We start from the raw sequence: 12,848 nt of genomic DNA, 5'->3' as shown, positions 1-12,848 counted from the left end.
GGGCTGAGCGAGCGGCGTTTCTGCCGTGTCGCTGCCGCGGAGACGGGCGTGCTCCCGTGAAGAAATGTTGCGGAAGAGAGTCCGCCATGAAAAAAGACCGGTTTCCCGAAGGAGACCGGTCTTTTTTGTCTCGTGCGCCGGAAGTCCGTGAGACGGACTCACGCCGTCTTCGGCGCGGCGTCGCTATTTAGCGCAGGTTGTTGGCCTTGAGGTATTCCACGAGCAGATCCGGGAAGTCGGAGAACATGCCGTCCACCTTGAGCTGCTTGAAGGACACGTCGAGCACTTCGTTGAAGTCCTTGAAGCCCTTGGGCAGGGAGTCCTTGCGCAGAGTCCAGGAATGCAGCTTCATGCCGTTCTCGCGGGCGATGTCGCCGATGTTGGAAAGGGTGTAGCCCTTGCCGTCGGCCGTGGGCACGGCGAGCAGGTTGAAGTTCGGGGCGTAGATGGTGGCGTACTTGGACACTTCCTTGATGCCTTCAGGCGTGGTCAGCCACTTGTGGCGGGCCTTGTCGTCCTTGACGCCCTGGCCGCCGGCGGTGACCAGCATGCACAGCTGTCCCTTCCAGCCGAGTTCGCGGGCGCGGATCACGGCCTCATAGTCGAAGATCTGCAGAATGGCCTTGCTGTCCGGGCTGTTGTAGCCGAACTTGGTCATGGTGTCGATGGTGGCCTTGAGAATGTCCAGACCCTGAGCGGTGAAGAAGTCGGGTTCCTTCACTTCCACGTACACGCCCACGTTCCTGCCGGTGGACTTGTTCAGGCCCTGTACCTGATAGAATTCCTCCTCAAGGGAGGGAATCTGGTAGGCGATGGGGGAGTCGGGGAAGCGGCCGGGGAACACGGCCTTGCCGGTCTTGGGGTCGAAGCGTTCGGTCACGCGCAGGGTGCGCAGCTCGTCGAAGGTGAAGTCGGAGGCGTAATAGCGGCCGTTTTCACGATGGCGGTCGGGGAACTTCTTGGCCACGTCGGTAGTGGTATCCACGAGAATGTCGTGCATGACCATGAGCTTGCCGTCCTTGGTCATGACCACGTCCTGTTCCACATAGTCCACGCCCATGGCGTAGGCCATGGCCTTGGCGGGCAGGGTATGCTCGGGCAGATAGCCGCTCGCGCCGCGATGGGCGGCGACGTCGGGACGATAGTCGGCGGCGCTGGCCGAGAGGGGAAGCAGAAGGGCCAGGGCGAGGGCCGGGACAAGAAGCGCTTTACGCATGGATACTCTCCTGTTGCAGCGTGAACCGGACGATCGCACGAAATGTCGATTCGTAGCCGGATTGACTCGCCTATAACACATGGTACTCTTTTCGTCCAGACGGAAACGGCGTTTGTGACGTGACGAAACGCGTCTCGAAAACTCTTTTTGCAGTGTTGCACGGCAGTTAGAGCATGAAAAAAAGATGCGTCATAGAAGTGCGTCATGGAAGGCGGCATTTTTTCAAAGAAAAATGCTTAACAAAATAAGGATGCTACAGAAATGTGCATGGTCATGCGGCCGTGGTGCTGACGGTCGGGGCATCGTTGATTCCCGGACGGCCACGTTCCGTCCGGGGGCAGGCTTCGGCGCGTGCCGCGCGGACGGGAATCCTTCCTCGCAGACGGTCGGCTCCGGGGCTTCGGCGGCGCTGAGGCGCTGGGGCAGGCTGTCCCCCGGCGGCGGCAGGGGAGCGGAAGCGGTCGCAGGGAGGGCGTGCCGGGAAGAGCCTGCGGGCACGAAAAAGGGGCGGAAGACCGCCCCTTCGGGATGGCGGAGCAGCCCTCCGCTTCTTACTTTGCCATGCGTTTTTTCCACGCCACGGACAGAATGCCGTCGAGTATGGTCCAGGGATTGGGCGGGCAGCCCGGCACGTACACGTCCACGCTTCCCTCAGGAAGCACGGATTCCACGCCGCCGCACCCTTCGCGGCTGCCGCGGAACGTGCCGCCTGAAATGGCGCACGCGCCCACGGCAATGACTATTTTCGGTTCCGGCACGGCCTGCCAGGCGTCGAGCAGCGCCTTTTTCATGTTTTCCGTCACAGGGCCGGTGACGAGCAGGCCGTCGGCGTGACGGGGCGAGGCCGCGTATTCGATGCCGAAGCGTCCGAGGTCGTAGATGAGCGTGCCGAGCACGTTCACGTCCGCCTCGCAGGCCATGCAGCCGCCCGCGCTCACCTCGCGCAGCTTGAGGGAGCGGGAAAAGAGCGAAAGATCCCTTTTCTGTTCGCCCCGGGCAGGGCGTATGCCGGGCTGGTCGACATCTTCCGGGGCCCGGCCGCGCACGATGAGCGCTTCGCGGGTGTAGGCGGCAAGCCGGTGCTCGTGGGTGAAGGTGATCCTGCCTTCGGGACAGGCCGTTTCGCAGGCGCGGCAGAACAGGCAGCGGCCCATGTCGAGTTCCGGGCCTTCGGCGGCGATGCGCAGCGCACCCGTGGGACAGGCCGCAAGGCAGGCGCGGCTTTTGCAGCCCTTGCAGGAGCCGGGCTCAAGGGAGGGGAGACCGGCGAAGCGCGGGCTTATGGAAGGGGATGCAAAGGGGTAGTTCAGGGTGCGGTAGCCCTGATGCAGGCGTTCTCTGATGATGTTCAGCATGGCGTATTCCTACAGGTCGTGCCCGCAGTAGGACAGGTTGAAGCTCTTGTTGCACAGCGGGAAGTCGGAAATGGGTTCCCCCCGCAGGGCCATGGCGAGGCCTGACCAGTTGTGAAAGGACGGGTCCACCACCTTGTAGGCCAGCCAGGAGCCGTCGTTGCCGGTCATGCCCACGTGGCATATCTCGCCGCGCCAGCCTTCCACCTGCGCCACGGCCAGCCTGTGCGGGGGCAGAGCTTCGGGCACGGAAACGCGGCATCGTTCCTCTCCGCTGGAAAAGCCGAGCTGCATGAGATCGGATTCGGCCGAGGCGGCCGAGTCGTTGAGCTCGTCGCTGCGCAGAAGCGTGCGGGCCAGCACGTCGCCCGTCGTTCGGATGCGCTTGTGCGTCGAACCTCCCGCCACGTCGCAGAGCGGCCAGTCCGTGCGGGCGTCCATGTCCACGCCGCAGGCGCGTGCCGCCATGCCCACGAGTCCGAGCGCTCGGGCGTCCTCGAACGAGACCTTGCCCGTGCCCGTGAGACGCGCAAGCACGCTGGAGGTCTCCAGCATGACGTCCACCGAGCCGCGTGCGTCGCGGAAGGCGGAGCGCAGGCGTTTGATCAGCGCCTGACTGAGACCGGCGTCCACGTCCCACTTCACGCCGCCGACGCAGAGCAGATTGCGGCCGAAGCGGCTGCCGCAGATTTCCGCGGTGATGTTGAGAAAGTCGCCGGTGATGCGGCCGTTCCACGCCGAGGAGGGCAGAAAGCCGGTGTCGCCGCCGATGGCGCCGAGGTCGCGGGTGTGGTTGGCAAGGCGCTCGAGCTCCAGCGCAAGACGGCGCAGAACGTGCGCCCTGTTCGTGATTCTTGCGCCGGCAAGGCGCTCGGCCACGGTGCAGTAGGCCGTGGCGTGACCTATGGCCGTGTCCCCCGCAATGTTTTCCATGAGCGGAAGCACGAGACGGGACGGCGAGGTGAGAATGAGGCGTTCCACGTCGCGGTGCTGGAAACCGAGCTCGATTTCCAGATGCATGACGTTTTCGCCGTAGCACTGAAAGCGGAAATGGCCGGGTTCGATGACGCCCGCGTGCACCGGGCCCACGGCCACCTCATGCACTTCGGCGCCTTCCACGCGGTAGTAGTCGGTTTCGGCCGGACCGGGACGCAGCGTCCTCTTTTCCCCTTCTGCGGGGCGGAAGCGCACGGGCTTGAGCCACGGATGTCCCTCGGGCCTTATGCCCCAGGTCTCGAAGAGCTCGCGCTCAAACAGATGCGCCTGCGGACAGTGCGGCGTGATGGAGGCGTAGGCGCGGCCGGGCAGGGCGCGCACGGCGTCGAGAAGCCTTGATGAGGCGTCGGCAAGAATGCAGACGACTTCGGTTCCCGCAGGGGAAGGCACGCCGAACAGGGCCAGAAGACGCCAGCCTCTGCGGCAGCGCTCCACCACGGAGGCGCACAGCGCGTCCATGGAAACAAGAGGAACGTCGTTCCAGTCGACGGATTCGCGGTAGTTGAACATCAGGCCCCCAGAAGCGCGGCGGCGCGGTTGAGCGTTTCCACGAGCCAGTCGGGCACGGCAAGGCCGAGACCGAGCACCATGAGACAGAGCACGGCGGGCGGAAGAACGCTGAAAAGGGATTCATGGTAGTCCATGGGCACGTCGTGGGGCGGCGTGCCCTGCACCATGCGCAGCACCGGAATGGACATGCCCACGAAGATGACGGCGAGCGCGGCGAGATAGATGAAGGCCACGACGAGCCCGGCCTGGGCGAAGAGTCCCTTCAGAATGGTGAATTCGCTGACGAACAGGCCGAAGGGCGGAGAACCCACGATGGCGAGAAAGCCCGCCGTCCACAGCGCGCCGGAAAGGGGCATGTCCTGCCGAAGTCCGCGCACGTCGTAGCTGGAGAGCGAGTGATAGCGGGTGAGGATGTTGCCCGCCACGAGAAAGAGCATGCACTTGGTGAGCGAGTGGCACACGGCGTGCAGCAGACCGCCGAAGAGCGCGCCTCCGCCCACGCCGAAGGCCAGGGCGAGTATGCCCATGTGCTCCACGCTGGAGTAGGCCAGAAGGCGCTTGTAGTGGCCCTGACCCACGATGAACACCGCGGCCGTGACCATGGAGAGAAGGCCGAAGAACACGAGAAGCTGACCGCTGAATTCGCCGAGTCCCGCGGCGCGCATGATCTGATGTCCGCGCAGGATGCCGAGCAGGGCGCAGTTGAGAAGCGCGCCCGAGAGCATGCCCGAGACCATGGACGGCGCCTGACTGTGGGCGTCGGGAAGCCAGGTGTGCAGCGGCGAGAGGCCCATCTTGGTGCCGTAGCCCACGAGCAGGAAGATGAAGGCGGCCTTGAGCCAGATGACGCGGCTGGTTCCCTCGATGCCGCGGGCACGCTCCATGAAGGCGGAAAGCTGATCCATGCCTTCGGGCATGGCCGAAGCAGGATCGTGGAAGGCCACGCTCATGAGAATGTTGCCGAGCAGCGCGAGGGCGATGCCCACGGAGCAGATCATGAGATATTTCCAGGTGGCTTCCATGGAGCTCCGGTGGCGGTGGAAGTAGATGAGCGGGGCGCTCGCGAGGGTGGTGAGTTCTATGCCCACCCACAGCGCGCCGAGATTGGCCGTGGTGGTGACCAGGGTCATGGCCGCCACGAAGAAGCACAGGCAGGAGAGAAAGCGCGTTTCCGGGGCGTTGGTGAAGAGCTGACCCTTCTGGATGTCGCGCTTGACGTGCTTTTTGTCTTCTTCGCGCAGGTAGCCCACGGCGTACACGGAGGCCGCGGCGAAGAGCACGGCGGCCAGCATGAGAAAGACGGCGCCGAGAAGATCGGGCTGGAGCAGGCCGAAAAGCGCCGTGGGGTGCGCCCCGGCGAGCAGCTCGCGCAGGGTGAGCGAAGAGAGCGCAAGGTGGGCGAGCGCGGTGACCACGAGCAGGGCGCGGCGGGGCCACGAACCGGGAACGAACATGAAAAGTCCGGCCAGAAGCGGGACGAAAAGGAGCAGGGCGAGCGTCATGTCAGTCCCTCAGGTTGCGGAAGCGCGCCACGTCGATGGAGTCGAACGCGCTGCTTATGTGGTTGATGGCGATGGCCATGACGAAGATGGCGGCGAACACGTCGAGCAGAATGCTGAGCTCGAACCATACCGAGCCTTCGGTCATGAGCGGGATGCCGAGGATGAATATGCCGTTTTCCACCACGAGATAGCCCGTGACCTGGGCGAGCGCCTTGGCGCAGCCCACCACGAGGATGAGGCCGCAGAACAGCGTGGTGAGGGCCACGGGAAAGAGCAGCGGCGGGAAGAGGTCGACCACGGCCGGAATGCGTCCTTCCAGCCACAGCGAGAAGGCGAGACCCGCAAGGCCTGCGGCCAGGGGATACATGCGGCCGAGGCGCGGGCGCACCATGGGTTCGATGCCGAGCTTGTGGCACACGTGGCGCAGAAACACGGGGAAGCCCACGCCCTTGAGCGCGAAGACCGCCGCGGCCAGAAACACGTGTTCCGCGTCCATGACGCCGTTCACGGGCAGAAGCAGCAGCGCGGCAAGCAGCACGCCCTGCACGGCGGAAAGGCGTATGAGCATGAGTATGCGTCCCGACCAGAGCATGATGAGGTCGGTGACGAGCAGCAGAAGAATGACGAACTGGAAGAGCGATGACATAGGCTACCGAACCAGGGTCAGAATGAGAACGAAGGCGGCCACGGAACCGGCCAGTCCCGCGAGCGCGGGAACCACGTGCATGCGAAGGCGCGCCATGACGGACTCGATGACGCCCACGATTGCGGCGCAGAGGAACACGCCGAGAATCGACGAGAGCGTGTACGCCCACACGGGCATGGCCGGAAGGACGAGACCCGTGAGCAGCGAGGAGAAGAGCCACAGCTTGAGGGCCGCCCCGTATTCCACGAAGGCCAGGGAAGGGCCGGAGTGGTCGAGCACCATGACCTCGTGGATCATGGTGAGTTCAAGGTGCGTGGTGGGATCGTCCACGGGAATGCGGCAGTTTTCCATGAGCAGCAGCACGCCCATGACGAAGACGAGCATGACGAGCTCGGGCCGTCCGCTCAGCCAGGCCTGCGGAGAGAAGCCGTTGAACAGCGTGGAGAGCGAGAGCTCCTTCGGCACGCCGAGGCTTTCGGCCGTGGTGATGAGCGCAAGCAGCGCAAGAAAGAGCACGGGTTCGCCGAGAGCGCCGAAAAGGGCCTCGCGGCTTGCGCCCATGCCCTCGAAGGGCGAGCCGGTATCAAGAGCGGCAAGCACGGTGGCGAAGCGCCCCATGCCCAGAAAATAGGCGCAGAGGATGAAGTCGCCCTGAAAGGCGAGGGGCGAGGACACGCCGCCGAGGGGCAGCAGGGCGAGCGCCGCCGCGGACGAGACCATGGCGATGACGGGCCCGGCGGAGAACACCCAGGTGACGTTTTCGCCGAGGACCTCTCCTTTGCGCAGAAGCTTGAAGATGTCGTAGTAGAGCTGGAGCAGCGGCTTGCCGTGACGTCCGGCGAACAGGGCCTTCACGCGGTTGATGACGCCCGATGCCAGAGGCGCGAGCATGAGCACAAGGACGAATTCGGCAACATAGAGCCAGGCGTTCATTATGCTATCCCCCAGATGAGAAGCGCCACCAGCGTGACGAGTATGTAGAGAATATACATGTTCACGAGGCCGTTCTGCAGAATCTTGAGCGCGTTGCAGCCTTTTTCCATGAGCTGGAAGAGCGGCGCGTAGAAGCGGCCGCGCACCACGTCCGGGGCGTCCACGTCGAGTCTGACGGGAGCGGGGAAGAGTCCGGCGGGCTTTTCGGTCTTCACGGTGGTGCCCATGACGCGGCCGAAGATGCGGGCGGCGGGCTCCACGAAGGAGGCGGGAGTGTACTGGATGCGCGGCGTGCCGTACTGGTAGCCGCAGCCCCACACGGGGCCGCGCTTCATTCCGTGCCGTGCGAGCAGAACGCGGCGGACGAGCGCGAAGAGCACGACGAGGGCCAGGGCCGCGCCGCCGATGAGGGAAATTCTGGCAAGCAGGCTTTCCGTGGAACGTATGACGCCTGCGGCTGGCGTGATGAGCCCGGCGTGCATGACGGGAATGAAGTCCAGCGTGGGCTGGACCATTTTGAAGGCCCAGGGCGCGAAGAGACCGCCGAGCACGCAGGCCGCCGCCGGAATGACGAGAGGCAGCAGAAAGCGGTTCTGCGGCGCATGGAGCGCGGCGGCAGCGTTCGTTCTGGCCTGACCGAGGAAGGTCATGCCGTAGGCCTTGGCGTACACGGCGGCGGAAAGGCCGCTTGTGAGCATGAGACCGGTGAGGCAGGCGAGCATGGCTATTTTCTGTTCCATGCCGGGCAGCTCCAGAGAGCGCAGCATGGAAAGGGAGAGCACGAATTCGCCGGCAAAGCCGTTGAAGGGAGGCAGGCAGGCGATGGAGGCCGCGCCCAGGGCGAAGAGCGCGCCGAGCATGGGCATGCGCTGCTGAATGCCGCCGAGCTTCGTCATGTCCACGGTGCCCGCGGCGTGCAGCACTTCGCCTGCGCACAGAAAGAGCAGACCCTTGAAGGCCGAGTGGTTGAGCATGTGGAAAAGGCAGCCCGCAAAGCCGAGAGCCGCCGTCCATGCGCTGCCCGTGTGGATGCCCACGAGTCCTATGCCCGCGCCCATGATCATGAGCCCCATGTTCTCCACGCTGGAGTAGGCGAGCAGGCGTTTCAAGTTGCTCTGGGCAAGCGCCTTCAGTATGCCCATGAGCGCGGTGAGCATGCCTGCCGCCATGAGCAGCCAGCCCCACCAGCCGGGCATTTCATGCGCCGGACCGAAGAAGTCGAGAGAGCGGATGATGCCGTAGAGGCCGGCGTTCAGCATGGCGCCGGAGAGCAGGGCGGAAACGTGGCTCGGCGCGGCGGGATGCGCCTCGGGAAGCCAGACGTGCAGCGGAGCAAGACCGGCCTTGGCCCCGAAGCCGAGCACGGCCAGAAGAAAGAGCGCCGTGCCGTGGACGGGCGTCTTCATGGCCATGGTCGAAAAGAGCGTGGAGCCGCACTCCTGCCAGAGCAGGGCGAAGAAGGCGATGAGCAGCACCGCGCCGAGGTGGGCCGCCACGAGGTAGACCCATGAGGCGTCCTGCACGAGCCTGTCGCGGTCGTTGAAGTCGATGAGGAAAAAGGGCGAGAGGGACATGATTTCCCAGGAGAGCATGAAGAAGAGCGCGTCGCGCGCCGTCATCACGCAGGTCATGCCCAGAAGAAGGAGCAGATAGAAAAGCCAGTGCGCCCCGAGATTGTGTTCGGCAGGGTCGCTGTGGCGCAGGGAAATGCAGCCTGAGAGCGCGCAGGTGAAGCCCAGGGCGAACACGGGCAGCAGAAAGAGGCGCGAAAGGGGGTCGAGTCCGAGCGCGAACGCGCCGAAGGGCAGTCCCCACGGCAGCATGAAGCTTTCCGCGCTGCTCCAGCCGCCGGAAAACAGTCCGTACACGCCCAGAAGACAGGCCGCGGCAGCGCTGGCCGGACCAATGAAGTTGGCCGTCCGGTTGGTGGCGTGGCTTACCGGCCTGAGCGCGACGACACCGGTAAGCAGAGCGCCCGCCGCCATAAGCAGAAGGGCGAGAAGAAAGGTATCCATAACATCCCCGTGCGTAAACGTGGTATGCCCGCAGGAAAAAGGCAAAAAGGCGCTCAGACGTTAGACCCGTTGCGGCCAAAACGCAAGAAGAAGAAAGGGGAATTTTGCCGTCGTCCGGCTGCGTTAAAAAGGCTTTTTTCGAGGATTGCGCCTTCGCTGCCCACCTGATGCGTTCCTGCGTTCTTCGTGACGGAGGGCACGCGTGAGATGAAGACGCGGACGCCCACGGCGAGGGCAGGGGGTCGGAAGTGGTCTTTTTTTCCAGGAAAATCACCGGAAGAGGAAGTCATCGTTGCTGCGCGAAGCATGCGGGGAAGAGGCAGGGACGGGCCGGGATTTTTCGCTCCTCGGGCGGACTGAGGGAAAAGGCGGCTCGCCTCTCGCCAGCAGGATAGGCACGGGACGGAAAAATTTTTTTCGTCGTGATTTTTCTGAGAAGACGCTAAGGGCGCGGAGGAGCGACGGCGCGGCATGCAGGAGGCCCGGCGGGGTGCGGTGGGACAGGAACAGATGAAAGCCTCATGACCTGAAGACGGGACAGGTCATGAGGCCGGGGACGGAGACGGGAGGGCCCGTCAGGCTGGGAAGAGCATGTCGCCGAAGAACACGGCCATGAGAAAGACCAGCACGGATATGGTGAGAGACACGAAGAAGCCGTATCCTGCAAAGTCCCGGGTGAAGGCGTATTCGCTGCCGCCGGTGATGGCTGCGGCCGCGCCGACGCTGGAGAAGGGGAACATGACGGCAACGTTGGCTGTCATGCCCACGGATACGCAGGCGGCCAGAGGATTGAATCCGTAAATGGCGGCTAGACTGGCCGTCATGGGAATGACGAGGGAAATGAGGGCAAGGTTCGTGACCACCTGAGAGGCCAGTCCCGCGAACAGCACGCAGATGAACCAGACCCACAGACCGGAGATGTTGCCGAGTATGTCCTGAAGAAGGACAGCCATCCACTTGTCGATGCCGCCGGCAAGGAGCACGTCGCCGAAGGCGAGGATGCCGAGCGTGATGACGAGAATGTCCCAGCTGATGTTTTCGAGGGCCTTCTTCCAGTCCATGGCAAAGATGATCCTGCCGTCCTTTTCGCTTCGTCTGAGCGGAAGAAGGAAGGTTGCCGCACCCATGAGCACGGCGACAAAGGGACCGTTGAGCAGTGTCTGTCCGGCATTCCATCCGATCATCTTCGCGATGCTGGGACCGAAGCTCCAGAGCACGAGCGCGATGCCCATGGCACACATGGCGATGCACTCGTAGCGCGACATGGGGCCGAAGCCCTTCAGTTTTTCTTCAAGGAAGTCCCTGTTGAGGAAGGCAGTGGATTCGGTCGTGCGGAAGTAGAAGAAGGCGATGACGGACAGAACGATGAGCGAGAAGAAGGCTATGGGCAGTCCAAGGGCACTCCACTGCCAGAAGGTGACCTCCTGCTCCATGATTCTGGCGATGAGAGCGATGACCACGAGATTTGGCACGCCGCCGAGGGGCGTACCTATGCCTCCTATGGCCGGAGCCGCGCCGGACAGTACGGTGAGACCGCGCACGAGCCGGCTTTTCGGGCTGACCTCGCAGCTGCGGGCCAGATTGACCACGATATAGACGAAGATGATGATGAGCGGAATGTTGGGCGCTATGGCGGAGAGCATGCCCGTGCTCAGAGAGAAGAGCAGAAAGAGCCGGAACTGACTGCCGTGAACGAAGCGGCAGTTCATGACCATGTAGGCGTAACGGAGGATGAAGTTGCTTTCCTTGAGCAGGCCCACGAGTATGGTTGCGCCGAAGATGAGCATGACGGACGTGGAGCCGAAGTAGGAAAACGCCTTTGCCGGAGCAAGCAGGCCGAGCAGCGCGTAGATGGGGATGGAGAGAATGGCCGTGACGGGCATGGGAAATACTTCCGTAAGCCACCACAGCATGATCCACGCGCAGGCTCCGAGATTGAGCATGCCCTGAGGCGTCATGCCCTCGGGGGCGGGGGTGTGGGCAATGACGAAGCACGAGGCAGGACCGAGAAGAAGAAAAAGCAGCTGTCTGAGATATGCGGATTTCATGCGGACTCCTCAACTTCTGAAGAAGCTCCCGGAACGGTTGCCGTTCCGGGAGGGACAGGCTCATATCCAGCGGCTCTGGTGACCGTAGAAGTCTTCCATGTAGTGATCGTTGGTGAAGTTCTTGAGCCTGAGCGTGGAGGGCGCAGGAGGAATCACGGGAGTTTCCACGGGCTTCGGACGCTGGGGAATCCAGTCGTAGGGATAGCGGAAGGCACGGAAGGTGAACAGCCCCGGATCCACGAATTCCCAGACGATGCGCTTGTCCGGCGTGACCTCGAAGATGCGGCCGCCTATGCACTCGCAGATGAGCGTGTTGCCGTTGGGCAGACGCTGCGCGCCGGAGCAGTAGCCGCTGTAGAAGTGCTGATCGACGTTGATGGAGAAATACTCGTTCTCATAGGCCGAGTCTTCGCCGTACTTCCATACCACGTCCATGGTGACGGGGTTGAGCTCCAGCACGCGGGAGTAGCCGCGGCGCTCGGTGTAGATGCCGTTGGGAGACACCTGCGTGCCGTTGCCGAATCCGGCCTGACTGCCGTTGTCGAACAGCAGGATGTTGCCTTCGCCGGGCAGGCCCCGCGGGATCATGTGTACGTGATGCTGACCGATGATGGCGCCCATGGCCTTCAGCTTCGGGTCGGACACATAGTCCGGACCGAGACGCCATACGATCTCCTTGGTCTTCTTGGAGATGATGAACGAAACGTTCCAGCTGCGGATGTCGACAATGATGTTCTCGGGATTGAAGCGCTCGTCGCCGGCGTCATACCATTTGTTGGGGCCGAGGTAGGCACAGTTGTTGAAATAGGTCTCCTTGGTGTAGCCCGCGGCGTGCATGATGGGATTGTGATAGTACACGGCCTTGGCAATGTCGCTGAAGCCCATTTCGTCCCAGTGGTCGGTAATCAGCCAGTCCCACAGAACGTTGCCTTCCTGATCCACTTCCACAAGCCAGGTGTCGGCGATGGGGTGGGGAGTGATGTCGGGACGGTTCACCATCTTCGTGGAGCAGAACAGGGTGTTGCCCTTGGGGTCGGGTTCCTGACCGGGGCAGTAGTAGCCCGTGGGACTTCCCGCACGCTGGAAGTCATGATGCTGTCTTGCCGAGGGGACGATGGAGCCGTCGGGAAGGTTCACCATCGTCGTATTGTCCACCTTCCAGAGAAGATGGTTGTCGAAGTCCACATGAATGAGATCCTTGTTGTCGTGCCGGTGTCCGGCGTTGATGCCGGAAGTACCCATGATGCTGCCGTCGGGGAAGAGAATGTTGTGATAGGCGCCGAGAACGCCTTCCCAGGTCTGGACGACTTCGCCGTTCATGTCGATGAGGACGGCTCCCTTTCCAGAGTGGACGGTGCTGCAGGGAAGAAGCGTGTAACCGTTCCAGCATTTGTCGGGGTCATAGCGCAGCACGCCGGTAAGATTGATGGACTGGGGCATGATGTACTCCTTGTTTCGGCAGAGGTTCTTTTGGCGAAATTCCGGAATGTTCGTGAGAAAAATTTCTCTTGAAGAAAAGCTAACAAAAATTTTGGTTAATAACAATAATTTTTTATAGTATAACCATAAAAAATTTTAGTTATTAGCTTATCCTATTGAAAAAGCAAAGAGTTTTATCGCAAGAAAGGAG

9 protein-coding genes are annotated in these 12,848 nt (G+C 62.7%); all 9 read right to left on the bottom strand.

The window, feature by feature from the left end; all coding sequences use genetic code 11:
- Positions 1–187: 187 nt before the first annotated feature.
- The 9 genes from glpQ to QZZ60_RS06985 all read right to left on the bottom strand — a co-directional run bounded on the left by glpQ (position 188) and on the right by QZZ60_RS06985 (position 12,658).
- A complete protein-coding gene (gene glpQ / locus QZZ60_RS07025) occupies positions 188–1,216 on the bottom strand; it encodes a glycerophosphodiester phosphodiesterase (RefSeq protein ID WP_295639792.1) in 1,029 nt (342 codons plus the stop codon).
- 551 nt (positions 1,217–1,767) lie between these two features.
- Positions 1,768–2,571 carry a 4Fe-4S dicluster domain-containing protein gene (locus QZZ60_RS07020; protein WP_295639789.1) on the bottom strand — a complete coding sequence of 268 codons (804 nt, stop codon included), beginning with the start codon at positions 2,569–2,571 and terminating at the stop codon, positions 1,768–1,770.
- A 9-nt stretch (positions 2,572–2,580) separates the two neighbouring features.
- Positions 2,581–4,074 carry an NADH-quinone oxidoreductase subunit C gene (locus tag QZZ60_RS07015; RefSeq protein WP_295639786.1) on the bottom strand — a complete coding sequence of 498 codons (1,494 nt, stop codon included), beginning with the start codon at positions 4,072–4,074 and terminating at the stop codon, positions 2,581–2,583.
- On the bottom strand, positions 4,074–5,576 hold the full coding sequence (locus QZZ60_RS07010; protein ID WP_295639782.1) for a proton-conducting transporter membrane subunit: 1,503 nt from the start codon (positions 5,574–5,576) through the stop codon (positions 4,074–4,076). Before QZZ60_RS07010 ends, QZZ60_RS07015 begins: the two co-directional genes overlap by 1 nt.
- A gap of 1 nt (position 5,577) precedes the next feature.
- Positions 5,578–6,222, bottom strand: coding sequence for a hydrogenase-4 component E (locus QZZ60_RS07005; RefSeq protein ID WP_295639779.1), 645 nt, complete (start codon positions 6,220–6,222; stop codon positions 5,578–5,580).
- Positions 6,223–6,225: 3 nt separating this feature from the next.
- Complete coding sequence (locus QZZ60_RS07000; protein ID WP_295639776.1) at positions 6,226–7,155, bottom strand: NADH-quinone oxidoreductase subunit H; 930 nt, start codon at positions 7,153–7,155, stop codon at positions 6,226–6,228.
- Positions 7,155–9,170, bottom strand: coding sequence for a proton-conducting transporter membrane subunit (locus QZZ60_RS06995; protein ID WP_295639773.1), 2,016 nt, complete (start codon positions 9,168–9,170; stop codon positions 7,155–7,157). The genes QZZ60_RS07000 and QZZ60_RS06995 overlap by 1 nt, the downstream gene beginning before the upstream one ends.
- A gap of 575 nt (positions 9,171–9,745) precedes the next feature.
- On the bottom strand, positions 9,746–11,218 hold the full coding sequence (locus QZZ60_RS06990; RefSeq protein ID WP_295639770.1) for an SLC13 family permease: 1,473 nt from the start codon (positions 11,216–11,218) through the stop codon (positions 9,746–9,748).
- A gap of 60 nt (positions 11,219–11,278) precedes the next feature.
- Positions 11,279–12,658 (bottom strand): arylsulfotransferase family protein, encoded by a 1,380-nt coding sequence (locus QZZ60_RS06985; RefSeq protein ID WP_295639768.1) that lies wholly within the window; start codon positions 12,656–12,658, stop codon positions 11,279–11,281.
- Positions 12,659–12,848: the final 190 nt, after the last annotated feature.

The sequence above is a fragment of the uncultured Mailhella sp. genome (genome assembly GCF_905187505.1).
GTDB lineage: Bacteria > Desulfobacterota > Desulfovibrionia > Desulfovibrionales > Desulfovibrionaceae > Mailhella.
The sequence above is the reverse complement of the archived record's forward strand: the minus strand, read 5'-3'. Positions and strand labels throughout refer to the sequence as shown.

What these genes read in the sequence shown, in the direction of transcription:
- glpQ (WP_295639792.1), bottom strand. Translation starts at nt 1,216, where the DNA reads ATGCGTAAAGCGCTTCTTGTCCCGGCCCTCGCCCTGGCCCTTCTGCTT.
- QZZ60_RS07020 (WP_295639789.1), bottom strand. Translation starts at nt 2,571, where the DNA reads ATGCTGAACATCATCAGAGAACGCCTGCATCAGGGCTACCGCACCCTG.
- QZZ60_RS07015 (WP_295639786.1), bottom strand. Translation starts at nt 4,074, where the DNA reads ATGTTCAACTACCGCGAATCCGTCGACTGGAACGACGTTCCTCTTGTT.
- QZZ60_RS07010 (WP_295639782.1), bottom strand. Translation starts at nt 5,576, where the DNA reads ATGACGCTCGCCCTGCTCCTTTTCGTCCCGCTTCTGGCCGGACTTTTC.
- QZZ60_RS07005 (WP_295639779.1), bottom strand. Translation starts at nt 6,222, where the DNA reads ATGTCATCGCTCTTCCAGTTCGTCATTCTTCTGCTGCTCGTCACCGAC.
- QZZ60_RS07000 (WP_295639776.1), bottom strand. Translation starts at nt 7,155, where the DNA reads ATGAACGCCTGGCTCTATGTTGCCGAATTCGTCCTTGTGCTCATGCTC.
- QZZ60_RS06995 (WP_295639773.1), bottom strand. Translation starts at nt 9,170, where the DNA reads ATGGATACCTTTCTTCTCGCCCTTCTGCTTATGGCGGCGGGCGCTCTG.
- QZZ60_RS06990 (WP_295639770.1), bottom strand. Translation starts at nt 11,218, where the DNA reads ATGAAATCCGCATATCTCAGACAGCTGCTTTTTCTTCTTCTCGGTCCT.
- QZZ60_RS06985 (WP_295639768.1), bottom strand. Translation starts at nt 12,658, where the DNA reads ATGCCCCAGTCCATCAATCTTACCGGCGTGCTGCGCTATGACCCCGAC.